The sequence below is a fragment of the Citreimonas sp. genome, assembly GCF_042096055.1.
In the GTDB taxonomy this organism is placed as follows: domain Bacteria; phylum Pseudomonadota; class Alphaproteobacteria; order Rhodobacterales; family Rhodobacteraceae; genus Citreimonas.
Genome location: NZ_JBELMH010000010.1, coordinates 31,351 through 46,374 on the forward strand (window position 1 = coordinate 31,351; position 15,024 = coordinate 46,374).

Here is a 15,024-nt window from a genome sequence, read left to right on the forward strand (position 1 = left end):
AGCGAGGGGCCGGGGCCGATGAAGCCCTCGACCAGCCCGGCCAGCAGGAAGACGGGCGAGGCCGCCAGAAGCGCCCAGAACAGCGCGAACCGTGCGCCGTAGCCGCCGACGGGCCGGCGGACGATCCGCGCCCCCAGCTGCGTCAGCGCCGCCAACGCGTAGAGCAGCAGCGGCAGCACCGCGATCATGGCGAACAGCGTGCCCATCATCATCGGCTGCAGGTCTACCTGCTGCAGGTGCGCCTGCCGGGCGAGGCCCGGCCATTGCGCGATGAACAGCACCACGCAGGCGCCCATCAGGATCGCCAGCGCGCGCGGCTCGGAGGCCCCGCGCGCCAGCTGGTCACGCACGACCGTGCGAGGGCGGCGATAGCTCGCCGCGATGTCGGTCGTGACCGGCATGAGGCCTCAGCGACGCCGCCGCGACAGCCAGGCGGCCACGCGGTCGTTGATGTCGGCCTGCAGCTCCTCGTCCTCGATCTCGAGCACGGCCTCGGCGATGAAGGCGATGGTCATCAGGTCCTCGGCCTCGCCGCGCGGAACGCCGCGGGCGCGCAGGTAGAACAGGCTGTCCTCGTCGATGGCGCCCGAGGTCGAGCCGTGCGAGCACGCCACGTCGTCGGCGTATATCTCGAGCTCGGGCTTGGCGAGGAACTGGCTGTCGTCGTCCAGCAGCAGCGACTGGCTGATCTGGTAGCCGTCGGTCTTCTGCGCGCCCGGCTTCACCAGGATCTTGCCCTGGAAGACGCCCACGGCGCCGTTGCGAAGCACCTTCTTGAAGACCTGCCGGCTTTCGCAGTTCACTGCGTCGTGGGTGATGAAGACCGTGTCGTCGTGGTGGAAATCACCGTCGCCCATGCAGGCACCCGCCACGTGGGCTACCGCATCGTCGCCGGTCAGTTCTATCACGCATTCGTTGCGCGTCAGCTGCCCGTTCACCGTCAGCGTGAAGGTCTTGAACGTCGATTCCGTCCCCAGCCGCGCGAAGATGTGCGTCGCCGCGCGACGCTCGTGGTCGCGACCCTGGGCGCGGACGTGGTGCAGCGCGCCGGTATCGGTGACGTCGACCTCGATGCACTGGTTGAAGCGCGCGGCGGCCGGACCCGTTTCCAAGATCGTCGCCTCGGCGCCCGCGTCGACCTTGACGACGTGGTGCAGCACCGCGTCCGAAGTCTCGGACGCATGGCGGTAGATCAGGTGGATCGGGCGCGACGCCTTGCCGGTTACGTGGATCAGCAGGCCATCGGTCGCGAAGGCGGTGTTGAACGCCGCCAGCGGGCGCTGGACGGGCGTCTGCCCACGCGCCTCGAGCGTGCCGTAAAGCTCCTTCGCCCAGTGGATGTCGGGCGCGTCGGCCAGCCGGTCGATGCGCACGCCCTCAAGGCTCAGGTCGTCCGACGCGTCGGCATCAAAGGCCCCATCGGTGAAGACGATCTTCAGGCGGTCGCGGTTGGCGAACAGCGGGATTTCGTCGCTGTCGTCGAACACGGCGGCCTTGGGCGGCTCGGCCGCGGTCAGCGTGTCGGGGCGGGTGTATTTCCAGTACTCGTCGCGGCGCGTGGGCAGGCCCATCGCACGCAGGCGCGACAGCGCGTCACGCCGCGCGGGCTCAGCCCAGCCGCCCTCGGGGGTGGACAGCCCCGACAGGCGCGTGTCGGTCAGCGTCTGTTTCTGCTCGGGCAGCGCCATCAGGCTTCCTCCGCTTTCAGGTGCTCGTAGCCCTGGTTCTCGACTTCCAGCGCCAGCTCGGGCCCGCCGGTCTTGATGATGCGGCCGTTGCTCATGATGTGCACGACGTCCGGCTTGATGTGGTCGAGAAGCCGCTGGTAGTGCGTGATCACCAGAAAGCCGCGACCCTCGTCGCGCAGCGCGTTCACGCCGTCGGCCACCAGCTTCATCGCGTCAACGTCGAGACCGGAGTCGGTCTCGTCCAGGATGCACATGCGCGGCTCGAGCATCGCCATCTGCAGGATCTCGTTGCGCTTCTTCTCGCCGCCCGAGAAGCCGACGTTCACGGGACGCTTCAGCATCTCCTGGTCGATCTTCAGCTCCTTCGCGCGCTCGCGGATGGTCTTGAGGAACTCGGTCGAGGACATCTCCTCTTGCCCGCGGGCCTTGCGCTGCGCGTTCACCGCCGTCCGCAGGAAGGTCATGTTGCCCACGCCGGGGATCTCGACCGGGTACTGGAACGCCAGGAACAGGCCAGCGGCGGCGCGCTCCTCGGGCTCCATGTCCAGGATGTCCTCGCCGTCGAGCGTCGCGGTGCCATCGGTCACTTCATAGCCGTCGCGGCCCGACAGCACGTAGGACAGCGTCGACTTGCCCGACCCGTTGGGGCCCATGATCGCGTGCACCTTGCCCGCCTCGACGGTCAGGTCCACGCCCTTGAGGATCTGCTTGTCCTCTTCTTCCAGCTTCACGTGCAGGTTCTTGATCTCGAGCATCGTCTCTTCCTCGCTTATGTCTGCGGCCGCGGCCGCCTGTTCCGTCTGCCCCGTCAGGGGCGATGCATGAATTGGACCACCTGCAACAGGCGGTCGGGCGAAATCGGCGTCGGCGCCACATGGAACTTCGCCATGCGGCCGATCATCGTGGGGGCGCCCAGCCAGTCCTCGACCCGGGCATAGCGCGGCCGGTCGGCGTAGTCGTCGAACAGCAGCGTCAGCGGCGCCTTCGTCAGGAAGGCGGTGGCCAGCGCGCAGCCGACCCGGAACCGGCCGTCGACCAGCACCACGTCGGGCTGGCGAAAGGCCGCGTCGCGCCAGATGTCCAGCGGGTAGCGCGGCCAGCGGCGCCATTCGCTGTCGTCCCGCGGCTGACCCCATTCCTTGGTTGGGCCGATGTCGGCCCACGTGACGCGGACCTCGGTGCGCTCGGCCGGCGGGTTCGCGGCAAACCACGCGCGCATGTCCTCGGCCCAGGTCTTGTCGGCCTCCACCGCGTAGACGGTCTTGCCCGGCATCTCCGCCGCCATCACCGTGGACCCGCCCGATCCGTATTCCAGGATCACCGACGCGTCGGCATAGGTCGCGCGCAGCGCGTCCGCCTCGGTCTCGGGCAACGTCAGCTCGGGCCGTTCGATGGCTGCGGCCTCGGTCACTCCAAAACCACCGCCGTGCCCGAGGCGGACACCATCAGCATCGATTCGCCCACCACCTCGTAGTCGAGGTCGATGCCGATCACCGCGTTCGCGCCGACCGCCTTGGCGCGCTGTTCCAGCTCGCGCATGGCGGTGTCGCGCGCGTCCTGCAGCTTGCTTTCGTAGGCGCCGGAACGGCCGCCCACCACATCGGTGATCTGGGCGAAGAAATCGCGGAACACGTTCGCGCCCATGATGGCCTCGCCCACGACGATGCCGCGGTAGTCGGTGACGCGGTGCCCTTCGACGGAATTGGTGGTCGTCAGGATCATTGCTGCATTCCCTGTATTCAGAACCCGAGGATGACGCGGAACGCCGCGAAGCAGACCCAGGCGACCATGCCCGCCACCAGCGCAGTGAACAGGACCGAGTCCTTCAGCATGAAGGTTCCGCCCCGACCGGCGCGCTTGTGGATCGTCAGCCCCAGCAACGAGCCGAGGAACACGCCCACGCCGACGCCCGCGCTTGCATGGATGGCTTCGGCCAGCATCGCACACCTCCCGGTCGGCGGCGGGACCGGCCCGCCGCCAGACGCGTCACCCCACCGAGCCTTCCAGCGAGATGGCGACCAGCTGCTGCGCTTCCATGGCGAACTCCATCGGCAGCGCCTGCAGAACCTCGCGGGCGAAGCCGTTGACGATCAGCGCGACGGCCTCTTCCTCGTCCATGCCGCGCTGGCGGCAATAGAACATCTGGTCGTCGTCCACCTTCGAGGTGGTCGCCTCGTGCTCGACGCGGCTGCTGTTGTTCCGGACCTCGATGTACGGAACGGTGTGCGCCCCGCACTTGTCGCCGATCAGCAGGCTGTCGCACTGGGTGTAGTTGCGGCTGTTCTTGGCCTTCGGGTGCATCGAGACGAGGCCACGATAGGTGTTCTGCGCCACGCCCGCGCTGATACCCTTGGAAACGATCCGCGAGCGGGTGTTCTTGCCCAGGTGCACCATCTTCGTGCCGGTATCGGCCTGCTGGTGGTTGTTGGTGATCGCGATCGAGTAGAACTCGCCCTGGCTGTCGTCGCCACGCAGGATGCACGACGGGTACTTCCAGGTCACGGCGCTGCCGGTCTCGACCTGGGTCCACATCACCTTGGACCGGTCGCCGCGGCAATCGGCGCGCTTCGTCACGAAGTTGTAGATTCCGCCCTTGCCGTTCTCGTCGCCGGGGAACCAGTTCTGCACGGTCGAGTACTTCACCTCGGCGTCTTCCTCGGCGATGATCTCCACCACCGCGGCGTGCAGCTGCGCGGTGTCTCGCTGCGGCGCGGTGCAGCCCTCCAGGTAGCTGACGTAGCTGCCCTTGTCGGCGATGATCAGCGTCCGCTCGAACTGGCCGGTGTTTTCGGCGTTGATGCGGAAATACGTCGACAGCTCCATCGGGCAGCGCACGCCCGGCGGGATGTAGACGAAGGACCCGTCCGAGAACACGGCGCTGTTCAGCGTCGCGTAGAAGTTGTCCTGCACCGGCACGACCGAGCCGAGGTACTTCTTGACCAGTTCGGGATGCTCGCGGATCGCCTCGGAGATCGAGCAGAAGATCACGCCGGCCTGCTTCAACTCCTTCTGGAAAGTAGTGCCGACGCTGACGCTGTCGAACACGGCATCGACGGCCACGCGGCGCTCTTCGCCGCCACCGACGCGCGCCTCGGCAGCCGCGTCACCGGCACCCTCGACGCCCGCGAGGATCATCTGCTCCTTCAGCGGGATCCCCAGCTTCTCGTAGGTTTCCAGCAGCTTCGGATCGACCTCGTCGAGGCTCTTGGGCTTCTCGGTCATCGACTTCGGCCGGGCGTAGTAATACTGCTCCTGGAAGTCGATCGTCGGATACTCGACCATCGCCCAGTCCGGCTCTTTCATCTGGCGCCAGCGCGCATAGGCGCCCAGACGCCACTCGGTCATCCACTCGGGCTCGCCGTTCTTGTCCGAGATCAGGCGGACGATGTCCTCGGTCAGCCCCTTCGGGGCATACTCCATCTCGATGTCGGTGTTCCAGCCGTGCTTGTAGGTGCCGACCGACTTCACCGCATCCACGGTTTCCTGATCGACGCCTTCCTTGACGGTGACCTCATCATAAGCAGTCATGCGCGTTCCCTCCTGATCACGCGGCCCGCGCGCGGTGCCGTGCGTATGTCTTCAGCCACGCCTCGGAAAAGCGCAGCACGTCGTCTTCTGTCGTCGCGGGCCCGATGCTGACCCGAATGGCCGAGCCCGCGACATCCGCGTCGTATCCCATCGCCCGCAGCACGCGGCTTTCGCGAACCTTGCCGGACGAGCACGCGCTGCCTGCACTGACCGCAAAGCCCGCAAGGTCCATCTGCATGACCTGCGTCTCGCCCTTCCAGCCGGGCGTGGCGAAACAAGCCGTGTTGGGCAGGCGGGCGGCGTCTTTCCCGATAAAAATAGTCGTTTCGGCGCCCGCCTCAACCGCTTTCTCTAGAATATTTCTAATCTCGGCGACACGGTCCCAGACACCGGCGTCCAGATCGCGCGCCGCCGCCTCGGCCGCGGCGCCGAACCCGGCGATGCCGATCAGGTTTTCGGTGCCCGAGCGGCGGCCCATCTCCTGCCCGCCGCCCTTGATCTGCGCCGCCAGATCCGTGCCGCGCTTCATCACCAGCGCGCCGACGCCTTTCGGCCCACCCAGCTTGTGCGCCGAGATCAGAGCCATACGCGCGCCGGTCCAGTTGAAGGCGAAGGGCAGCTTGCCGAAGACCTGCGTCGCGTCGACGACCCCCAGGCCCTGCGGCAGGTCCTGCACCACGCCGGTCTCGGAATTCGCGGCCTGCAGGACGCTGCGCGCGGGATCGTCCACCGTCACGTACCCCGCGCCATCGACCGCCAGCGCCGGGTCGATCCACGCCGCCACCGCATCATGCTCGATATCCGCGCCGACCAGCCCCTGCCCGGCGCATGCCAGCGCCGCCGCCTCGGTCGCGCCCGACGTGAAGACGATGTCCGCGCCGTCCGCGCCGAAGGCCGTAGCCACCTGCGTCCGCGCGCGTTCCAGCAGCGCCTTGGCAGCGCGCCCCTCGCCGTGCACGCTGGACGCGTTGCCGACGACATCCATCGCCTCGATCATCGCCGCGCGCGCCTCGGAGCGCAGCGGCGCGGTGGCGTTCCAGTCCAGGTAGGTGCGGGTCATCGCGGTTCAGGCCTTCTCATCGTCGACCACGGCGAACAGCGCCGGCACCGCCGGACAGGGAGCCAGCGTGTTTTCGACGACGTCCGACAGGCGCGCCTGGTGCAGGAAGACGTAGACCTGCGCCGACAGGCTCTGCCACAGCCGGTTGGTCAGCGATTGCGCACGCGATCCCGACAACCCGCCCGAGGCGCCGGCACCCTTGTGCATGGCGTCCACCGTCTCGTCGACCGCGGACAGCACGTCGACAACGCGGATCTCGGTCGAGGGTTTGCCCAGCCGATAGCCGCCGCCGGGCCCGCGCACCGATTCGACGAGGCCCGCACGCCGCAGCTTCACGAACAGCTGTTCGAGATACGGCAGCGACAGGTCCTGCCGCTGCGCGATGTCGGACAGCGTGACAAGCCGGCCGCCCGGCTGGATCGCGATGTCGACCAGCGCGACCATCGCGTAGCGTCCCTTCGTGCTCAGCTTCACGCGTCACCTTCCATCGGCCCGTCGTCCGGCCCGTTCCTGCAGCCCGTCCCCCGAGCCTTCAAACCCGCCGCGGCATGTGGCCGGTTTTTCGCGGCGCGTCCAGCGCAACCCTCGCGCAACGGCACCCGGTCCGGGGGCCACACCCCGGCGCGCGACGATTGACGCCGCGGGGCCAGTTGCCTATTTGCCTCCTGTCCGGGTGCGGCGCGCGCGCCCAGTCGTTTAGAACTTTTCTAAGCTGAAGCGGTAGTCCCGTCAACCACGACCGGCGCCCAAGAAGGAGCCCCGAACGCCCCATGCCCGAGGTCATTTTCCCAGGACCCGAAGGCCGCCTCGAAGGCCGCTATCACCCGCAGAAGGACCGCGACGCCCCCATCGCCATCGTGCTGCACCCGCATCCGCAGTTCGGCGGAACGATGAACAACAAGGTCGTCTACAACCTGCATTACGCCTTCCACCGGATGGGCTTCACCGTCCTGCGCTTCAACTTCCGCGGCGTTGGCCGCAGCCAAGGCGAATACGACCAGGGCGTGGGCGAGCTGTCCGACGCGGCCTCGGCGCTCGACTACCTGCAGTCGATGAACCAGAACTCGAAGCATTGCTGGGTCGCGGGCTTCAGCTTCGGCGCCTGGATCGGCATGCAGCTTCTGATGCGCCGGCCCGAGATCACGGGCTTCGTTTCGGTCTCGCCGCCGGCCAACATGTACGACTTTTCGTTCCTCGCGCCCTGCCCGTCCTCGGGGCTGGTGATCAACGGCTCGGCCGACCGTGTGGCGCCGCCGCAGGACACCCGCACGCTGGTGTCCAAGCTGCACGAGCAGAAGGGCATCACCGTCACCCACGAAGAGATCGAAGGCTCGGGGCACTTCTTCGAAGAGCCGTACATGCAGCCGATGATCGACACCGTGTCTGGCTACGTGAAACGGCGCCTGACCGAAACGTCGCGCTGATCGCATGTCGGACAAGGTCCTGACCGAACTCGCCGACGCGCTGGCCGCCGACACGATCAAGGCGATGGATACGCTGGGCGATGACAGGCTTTACGAGGAGGTGGCCAAGGTGCTCGGCGCCTCCTCGCAGACCTCGGAAGAGGCGTTCATGACCGCGATCCGCATCCGCCTGGCCGAGCGGCGGGCGCGGACCTTCCTTGAGGATCACGTCAAGGCCGCGCTCGACGCACGGGTGCAGGGCGCGGCGGCACCGACCGCGCGCGCTTCGGGATCGGACGCGGATCTCTAGACGCCCGTCAGTGCAGGTCGCTCAGGCGGCCTCGGCCTTTTGCTGCAGGTCGCGCAGGACGACGCCGTAGCCGCCGTTCTCCATGAAGGCGATCTCGGCCGGCGAACTGGTCCTGCCCAGCGCCTCGTTGCGGTAGGGAAAGCGGCCGAAGCGGCGGATGATCTCGCGGTGCGCGCGGGCGTGCAGCAGGTTGTCCTCGCCACCCGGCAGGCGCTCTTTCATCAGCCGGACGCAGCGGTCCTGGTCGCACAGGTTCTCGGCGTGCATCAGCGGCAGGTAGAAGAATTGGCGCGCCGGCTCGTCGATGCGCAGGTCCCAGCCGCGGTGGATCGCCTGCTTGGCGGCCGCCAAACTGATCCGGTCGGACTGGAACGCGTCGGCACTGCCGCGGAACATGTTGCGCGGAAACTGGTCGAGGAGGATGACGTAGGCCAACGCGCCGTTGGGATAGGTCAGCCACAGCCCGAAGCGACCTTCCATGGCGGCCTCGTACGCGTCGCCGAAGCGGTCGCGGATCGTCGCGTCCAGCGCGTCGTCCTGCTTGTACCAGCCCTCGGGGCCGACTTCGTCGATCCAGAATGCGAGTATGTCCTGCGGTGTCGTCATCGTGTCGCTCCCTTCGACGAACGGTCCCTTGCCCTTACGGTAGCCTAGAACTGCCCCGCCGCACGCGGCCAATCACGAACTGTGTCAGCAGATGACGGTTCCGCGACCGGTTGCGCCTCTTCGGTGGGCGCTTCGTCCGTGCCGGCGTCGTTCGCGGCGTCCTGCGCGTATTCCTGCGCCGTCTCCAGCGTGTAGGCCGTCAGGGCGGGGCTGAGCGGGGCATAGGCGGCCGTCTCGTCCGGCGCCGCACGGCGTGTCATCCGCCACGCGGCGTAGCCCGAGAGCGCGCACAGCAGCGTCGCGATCAGCATGAAGAAGCCTTCGGGGCCGACCGACTGCATCGACCATCCGATCACCAGCGGCCCGGCGACGGCGCCCACGCCGTTGATGAAGTACAGCCCCGCCGAGGCGGATGCCATGTCCTCGGCCTCGAGGAAGTCGTTGGTATAGGCGATCAGCAGCGAATAGAGCGGGTTCGACGCGCCACCGATCACGAACGCCACGCCCAGCAGCACGTCGTAGACCTGGCCGAACAGCACGCCTACCGTCGCCGCCGTGGCGCCCATCACCGCGATCCCCAGGATCAGCGCCCGGCGGTCCATCCGGTCCGACAGCCAGCCGAAAGGGTACTGCAGCACCAGCGCACCGACGTAGAACGACGCTATGAAGGCCGAGATCTGCGGCAGGCTCAGCCCGACCGCCTTGCCGTAGACCGCCGCCATGCCGAACTGCGCGGCGAAGACGCCGCCCAGCAGGAAGATGCCCACGCAGCCCAACGGCGAGGCGCGGTAGACCTGCACCAGCGTCATCGGCTTCGACGTCTCGAACGCCGGCGTGGGCTGGATCGACAGAAGGATCGGCGCGAAGCTGAGCGAGACCAGCATCGACGGGATCACGAACAGCAGGAATCCGGTCGGGTCAGGCACGACCAGCAGGCCCTGCGCCGTGATGATGCCCACGGTCTGCACGATCATGTAGGCCGACAGCGTCTGGCCCCGCGTCTCGTTCGTGGCGGCGTTGTTAAGCCAGCTTTCCGCCGTCACGTAGACGCCGCAGAAGCAGAATCCCAGCACGACGCGGCTGACGGCCCAGACGATCGGGTCTGTCACGGCCGGGAACACCAGCAGCACCGCCGAGGTGAGCGAGCCGAGGAACGCGAACACCCGCACGTGCCCGACGCGCCGGATCAGCACCGGCACGGTGCGCGACGCGATCAGGAAGCCCGCGAAATAGCCAGACATGATGACCGACATCGCCAGCGGCGAGAATCCCGCGTCGGGCCCGCGCACGCCCAGCAACGAGCCCTGCAGCCCGTTGCCGAGCAGCAGCAGGAAAACGCCAAGCAGCAGCGCCCATGAATTCTTCAGCACATCGACCATGGCCGCTCCGATCCGTAGGGCCTCGGCCTAGACCCGCGACTGGCGCATGGTCTGGTTCGGAAACGACATCGTCGGGTCGGTCCCGGTACAATTCCGTCGCGTCGGCGGGAAAGCGTCCTCAGGCGCCTCGATCGGGGATCAGCAGCGACGCGTCTCCGTACGAGAAGAAGCGATAGCGATCCTGCACCGCGTGCTCGTAGACACGCATCATCCGCTCCCGTCCCATGAGGGCCGAGACCAGCATCATCAGGGTCGAGCGCGGCAGGTGGAAGTTGGTCATCAGTGCGTCGGTCACCTGAAAGGTGAAGCCGGGATAGATGAAGATGTCGGTCACGCCCCGGAACGGCGCGATGGCGCCGCCGCGCGCGGCGGTCTCGATCAGCCGCAGCGCCGTGGTACCGACGGGGATGACCCGGCCGCCGGCGGCCTTGGTCGCGGCAATCTCGGCGGCGGCCTGCTCGGTGATCTCGCCCCATTCGCCGTGCATCTTGTGCGTGGTCACGTCGTCGACCTTGACCGGCAGGAAGGTGCCCGCGCCCACGTGCAGCGTGACGTGCGTGAACTCGACGCCCCGCGCGCGCAGCGCCGCCAGCAGCGGTTCGTCGAAATGCAGTGAGGCCGTGGGCGCGGCCACCGCGCCCTTGTGGCGCGCCCAGACGGTCTGGTAATCCTCGCGGTCGCGCGCGTCGGCCTTGCGCTTCGCCTCGATATAGGGGGGCAGTGGCATGGCGCCGGCCGCGTTCAAAGCGGCGTCGAAGTCGTCTCCGCCGAGGTTGAAACGCAGTCGCGCCTGGCCGTCCTCCTTGGCCTCGCAGGTCGCGCTCAGCGCGTCCGAGAACACCACCGTCTCGCCCTCGCGCAGCTTGCGCAGGGGCTTGACCAGCGCCGCCCAGGTGCCGTCGGCGGCGGGTTCCAGCAGCGTGACCTCGATCCTTGCCGTGCCCTCTCCGTCGGCGCCGGGGCGGGTGCGCGTGCCGCTGAGGCGTGCCGGGATCACGCGGGTGTCGTTCAGCACCAGCCGGTCGCCCGGACGCAGCCAGTCCGGCAGGTCGCGCACCACCGCGTCGGTGATCGCGTCGCCCTGGGCGATCAGCATCCGCGCGGACGATCGCGGGCTGGCCGGGCGCGTCGCGATCAGGTCGTCGGGCAGGTCGAAGTCGAAGTCGGACAGTCTCATGCAGGTCTTTCGCAGGCGGTGCGCCGTCAGCGCGTCAGGGTCGGCGGAGGCCGGCGGAAAATGTCACGGAACATGCCGGGGGTGAAGACCGAAAGCGGGTTGACCGAGACCTGCGGCGCGTCGCGGGTGCCGCGCAGGTTGAAGTTGAAGCCGATCAGCCCCTCGCCCTTGCGCGCGATCAGGCGGCCGATGGCGTTGAGGACGTAGACCGGCGACAGCACGCCCTGCAGGTCCATCCGGCCGTCGGCCAGCCCGTAGTACCCGTCCATCGAGATGCCCATCGACGGCCCGACCGCGCTGCCGCGCGACAGGATCACCCGGTCGGGCGTCAGGCGGAACCGCGCCTCGACCTCGGAAAAGAAGATGCCCGGCCCGTTCAGCTGGTCGATCAGCCCCACGACGCTGACCGCATCCAGAAGCGCCGCGGCGGCCGGCGTGTCCTGCAGCCGCGCGCCCTGGATCGTCAGCAGCCCGTCATACTGCCCCTGCGCGCCCGCGACCGGGGCAAGGTCCAAGCGGAAGGTGCCGTCCTGCACGTTCGACAGCAGGCCCGCGGCGTCGAGGATGTCGCCCGCGTCCTCGCCCGCCAGGCGCAGCGCGACGCCGCCGTTCTGGGGCAGCAACTCGCCCTGCACGGGCTCTTCGCCACCGACGCGCGCGGTGAAGCCGCCGCGCAGGCCTCCGCCGGCGACGCCCTCGGCCCGGCCGGTGAAGCCGTCGAGCGTGATCGTATCCGTCACGCGCACCGTATCCAGCGCGACGTCGAAGCGCCCCGGTGCCCCGCCGGCCCCTCCGCCGCCGCCCGCGCCCTGGCCGAAGGGCGCCCGGCGAAGGTCCAGCATGCCGCCGCGCAGTGTCACGTCCATCGCGCCGCCGCGCATCACCACGCTCGCGGCCGCGTCCAGCCAGCCGCCGACGGCCAGCCGCGACAGCGACAGCGTCTCCAGCCCGCCGCCCTGCGCCAGGGTCAGCGTGCCCTCGGCGGTCAGGCCCGGCCCGCGGAGCGACAGCGAGTCGATCTGCGGGCTCGTCCCGGCCGTGCCCGAGATCGTGAAGCGCCCCGTGGCCCCCGGCGACAGCGACCAGCCCAATTGCGGAAGGTCCAGCGCCAGCCCGGCCAGGTCGGTGTCCAGCGTGAAGGCCGGCGGCGCGTTTTCGCGCAGCGCGACCGTCAGGCTGCCCTCTCCCGCTCCGCTCAGCAGCCCGGGCGGCAGCGCGATGCCGAAAGCGTCCAGGGCCGCGGGCGACAGGCTGACGTCGGCGGTGATCTCGGCCCCGCTGTCGTCCATCGGCAGGCGCCAGCGCGCGTCGGCCGCGACGCCGCTCAGCGTCACCGGCCCCTCGACCGCGATCGCCGTGTCGTCCACCGCGATCGACAGCGCCTGCGCCGCCAGCGTCCGCCCCTCGATCAACGAGTCGCTTTCGACGTCGCGCAGCGTTCCGGCCAGCTCCAGGTTCACGTCGGCGCGCCTGACGCCGCGCCGCATCGGGATCGTGATCGTTCCCGCAACCTCGGCCGATCCCCGCGCCATCTGGGGCGTCCGGCCAGCCTTCTCGAGAATCCGCCACTCGGGATTGTCGAGGTAGGACAGCGCCGCCTCGGCGCTGCCGGCCGCGGCCAGTTCGACGATCGCCGGGCCGCCGCGTTCACCCAGATCGGGGATCACGAAGCGCGAGCCCGCCACGTCGATCGGCCCGCCGCCGGCGTCGATAGTGCCCTCGTCCAACCTCAATGCAAGGCGCGGGCCGTCGATCGTAAGGCGCCCCGCCGCCGCGGTGACCGGCGGCAGCGCGCGGTTGTAGGCCACGTCGGCGTCGGCGAAGCGCATGTCGAAAAAGGTCCGCGGGCCGCCGCCGGGCGCCGCACGGATCGCGAAATTCGCGTCGCGCAGCCGGGCCGAGCGGACATGCTCGGCGACCCAGGACCGCGCGCGAGGCTCGAGCCCGCGGGGCCACAGCGACATCACCTGCGCCGCCCCGGTGCGCACCACCTGCGCGTCGAGCGCGAGGTCCCAGCCCTCGGGGCGGGCGACCAGCGTGCCGGAGGCGCGCAGCGGAAAGGCCGGGTCGGTCACGCGCAGGCTGCCCAGCGTGACCCGGAACGGGTCGAGCGACAGCTGGAACGCCGCCTGCGCGCCGTCGATCGTCACCGACCGGTCCAGCAGCGCCCCGCCCGCGCTGGCGATCCGCGACAGCCGCATCTGCGCCCAGAGCCCGCCGGGCAGTCCGCCCTCGGTCGCGTCCAGCTGCGCCTGCCCCTCGGCCAGCACCTCGCCCAGCGGCGATTGCACCGCGATCTCGTCGAAGCGCAGCAGGCGCTCGGCCGGCAGGTAGCTGAAATAGGTGCGCGCGCCATCGAATGGGATCGGCCGCGTGGCCGGGTTCGGGGCCAATGCGCCGGCACCGATCTGCAGCGTGGCATCCATCCGCCGCAGGGTGCCGTCGCCCTGCACGCCCGAGCGTAGCGCGCCCGAGATCGGCGCGTCCAGCGCCTCGAGCCAGGCCAGCGCGGGCGATTGCGTGGCGATGTCGCGCGCCGGCAGGTTCTCGAGCAGGACGCCGAAGTTCAGCGTGTCGCTGCCGATCGCGCTTTCGGCGGTCAGTTCCACCGTCGAGACCCCGTCGCCTCCGCCCAGCAGCGCGAGGTCGGCGAAGAGGTCGAGCCGGCCGTTCGCGCGCGCGATCCGCAGCCGCCCGCCGTCCAGCGTCCAACCGCGGCCCACGCGGCGGTCTTCGTAGCGCACCGTCAGGCCCTCGGCCTCGATCCGGTCGAGGCGGGCCAGGTGCGGGCCGGCCAGCGCCCGGTCGACCGCGCCGATGATATCCGTAAGCGACGGGATCGGCCCGCCGCCGAAGGCCGAGCCCAGCGCGAGGCCCAGCCGACCGTCGGGCTGGCGCACCAGCGTGACGAAGGCGCCGTTCACCTCGACATCGTCCAGCGCCACCTGCCCGCGCACCAGCGCCGCGGGCGCCAGGCCAAGGCCGACCTCGGACAGATCGGCCACCGTCACGCCGCCTTCGGTCACCAGGCGCACGCCGCGCAGGCCGACGCGCGTGCGACCCGGGAACCCGACCTGCAGGCGCATCTGGTCGAAGGTCGCGTCGAGGCCGGGCAGCGCGTCGTTCAACCGGCTCTCGATCCGGTCGCGGACCCAGTCGGGCGCAGACACGCCGCGGGTCAGGACGACCATGACCAGCGCGGTCGCCAGCACCAGCAGGCCGAGCCCGGCCAGCGCGGCGACCCCGGCGCGGCGCGCGCGCCGTGCCCGTGGTGTCCGTTCCGCGTTCATGCCGTGTGGAAGTCGCGCCCCATCGCGTTATCCTATGCGCTGCGCGCGGGGGGCACCAGCGCCCCGGCGCGCGCGCTGCGCGGGCCCTTGCCGATGGCGGCGCGGGCCTTCATCGAACAGGAGACAGGAATGAGCGACATGGCACCCGATTTCACGCTGCCCGGCAAAGCCGGACCCGCCGACGGGGGCGAGGACATCAGCGTCACGCTGTCGGATCTGCGGGGCAAGGCGGTGGTGCTGTTCTTCTACCCGCGCGACGACACGTCGGGCTGCACCAAGGAGAACGAGGCGTTCTCGGCCATGCGCGACGATTTCGCCGCGGCGGGCGCGGTGGTCTACGGCATTTCGAAGGACAGCCTGGCGAGCCATGCGAAGTTCATGGCCAAGAAGGACCTGACGGTGCCGCTGCTCTCGGACGAGGCCTCGGACGTCTGCGAGAAGTTCGGGGTGTGGAAGGAGAAGTCGATGTACGGCAAGACCTATCTGGGCATCGAGCGATCGACCTTCCTGATCGACACCGAGGGACGGATCGCGCGGGAATGGCGCAAGGTGAAGGTGCCGGGCCACGCCGAAGAGGTGCTCG

The 15,024-nt window shown here is 69.3% G+C and carries 16 protein-coding genes; 3 read left to right on the forward strand and 13 right to left on the reverse strand.

Annotated elements, in window-relative coordinates; translation table 11 throughout:
• The 9 genes from ACFDTC_RS04335 to ACFDTC_RS04375 all read right to left on the reverse strand — a co-directional run.
• Positions 1 to 401, reverse strand: a 401-nt coding sequence (locus ACFDTC_RS04335; RefSeq protein ID WP_375257645.1) for a YIP1 family protein, incomplete at its 3' end; no start/stop codon positions are given.
• Between the two features lie 6 nt (positions 402 to 407).
• Positions 408 to 1,688, reverse strand: coding sequence for a SufD family Fe-S cluster assembly protein (locus tag ACFDTC_RS04340; protein WP_375257646.1), 1,281 nt, complete (start codon positions 1,686 to 1,688; stop codon positions 408 to 410).
• Entirely contained in the window at positions 1,688 to 2,443 is a 756-nt protein-coding gene (gene sufC, locus ACFDTC_RS04345; RefSeq protein WP_375257647.1) for a Fe-S cluster assembly ATPase SufC, read from the reverse strand. The genes ACFDTC_RS04340 and sufC overlap by 1 nt, the downstream gene beginning before the upstream one ends.
• A gap of 53 nt (positions 2,444 to 2,496) precedes the next feature.
• A complete protein-coding gene (locus ACFDTC_RS04350) occupies positions 2,497 to 3,099 on the reverse strand; it encodes a hypothetical protein (RefSeq protein ID WP_375257648.1) in 603 nt (200 codons plus the stop codon).
• Positions 3,096 to 3,410, reverse strand: coding sequence for a heavy metal-binding domain-containing protein (locus tag ACFDTC_RS04355; RefSeq protein WP_375257649.1), 315 nt, complete (start codon positions 3,408 to 3,410; stop codon positions 3,096 to 3,098). The genes ACFDTC_RS04350 and ACFDTC_RS04355 overlap by 4 nt, the downstream gene beginning before the upstream one ends.
• A gap of 17 nt (positions 3,411 to 3,427) precedes the next feature.
• Positions 3,428 to 3,628, reverse strand: a complete 201-nt coding sequence (locus ACFDTC_RS04360; RefSeq protein WP_375257650.1) for a hypothetical protein — start codon at positions 3,626 to 3,628, stop codon at positions 3,428 to 3,430.
• Between the two features lie 46 nt (positions 3,629 to 3,674).
• Positions 3,675 to 5,216 (reverse strand): Fe-S cluster assembly protein SufB, encoded by a 1,542-nt coding sequence (sufB, locus tag ACFDTC_RS04365; protein WP_375257651.1) that lies wholly within the window; start codon positions 5,214 to 5,216, stop codon positions 3,675 to 3,677.
• Positions 5,217 to 5,232: 16 nt separating this feature from the next.
• Entirely contained in the window at positions 5,233 to 6,276 is a 1,044-nt protein-coding gene (locus ACFDTC_RS04370; RefSeq protein WP_375257652.1) for a cysteine desulfurase family protein, read from the reverse strand.
• 6 nt (positions 6,277 to 6,282) lie between these two features.
• The gene (locus ACFDTC_RS04375; protein ID WP_375257653.1) at positions 6,283 to 6,750 is read right to left on the reverse strand and encodes an Rrf2 family transcriptional regulator; all 468 of its coding nucleotides are present in this window, start codon (positions 6,748 to 6,750) and stop codon (positions 6,283 to 6,285) included.
• A gap of 296 nt (positions 6,751 to 7,046) precedes the next feature.
• On the opposite strand from ACFDTC_RS04375, the gene ACFDTC_RS04380 reads away from it, so the two are divergent.
• Both ACFDTC_RS04380 and ACFDTC_RS04385 read left to right on the forward strand, forming a co-directional pair.
• Positions 7,047 to 7,700 carry an alpha/beta hydrolase gene (locus tag ACFDTC_RS04380; RefSeq protein WP_375257654.1) on the forward strand — a complete coding sequence of 218 codons (654 nt, stop codon included), beginning with the start codon at positions 7,047 to 7,049 and terminating at the stop codon, positions 7,698 to 7,700.
• A gap of 4 nt (positions 7,701 to 7,704) precedes the next feature.
• Complete coding sequence (locus tag ACFDTC_RS04385) at positions 7,705 to 7,989, forward strand: hypothetical protein (RefSeq protein ID WP_375257655.1); 285 nt, start codon at positions 7,705 to 7,707, stop codon at positions 7,987 to 7,989.
• Between the two features lie 21 nt (positions 7,990 to 8,010).
• Here ACFDTC_RS04385 and ACFDTC_RS04390 read toward each other — a convergent pair whose 3' ends face one another.
• The 4 genes from ACFDTC_RS04390 to ACFDTC_RS04405 all read right to left on the reverse strand — a co-directional run bounded on the left by ACFDTC_RS04390 (position 8,011) and on the right by ACFDTC_RS04405 (position 14,441).
• The gene (locus tag ACFDTC_RS04390) at positions 8,011 to 8,595 is read right to left on the reverse strand and encodes a DUF924 family protein (RefSeq protein WP_375257656.1); all 585 of its coding nucleotides are present in this window, start codon (positions 8,593 to 8,595) and stop codon (positions 8,011 to 8,013) included.
• Between the two features lie 44 nt (positions 8,596 to 8,639).
• Positions 8,640 to 9,974, reverse strand: coding sequence for an MFS transporter (locus ACFDTC_RS04395; protein WP_375257657.1), 1,335 nt, complete (start codon positions 9,972 to 9,974; stop codon positions 8,640 to 8,642).
• Between the two features lie 118 nt (positions 9,975 to 10,092).
• Positions 10,093 to 11,151: a tRNA preQ1(34) S-adenosylmethionine ribosyltransferase-isomerase QueA gene (gene queA / locus ACFDTC_RS04400; RefSeq protein ID WP_375257658.1), complete on the reverse strand. Its 1,059-nt coding sequence runs from the start codon at positions 11,149 to 11,151 to the stop codon at positions 10,093 to 10,095.
• 26 nt (positions 11,152 to 11,177) lie between these two features.
• Positions 11,178 to 14,441 (reverse strand): AsmA-like C-terminal region-containing protein, encoded by a 3,264-nt coding sequence (locus ACFDTC_RS04405; protein ID WP_375257659.1) that lies wholly within the window; start codon positions 14,439 to 14,441, stop codon positions 11,178 to 11,180.
• 129 nt (positions 14,442 to 14,570) lie between these two features.
• Between ACFDTC_RS04405 and ACFDTC_RS04410 the strand changes: the two genes are divergently transcribed.
• Positions 14,571 to 15,024: peroxiredoxin (locus tag ACFDTC_RS04410; protein ID WP_375257660.1), on the forward strand; the 454-nt coding region annotated here is incomplete at its 3' end.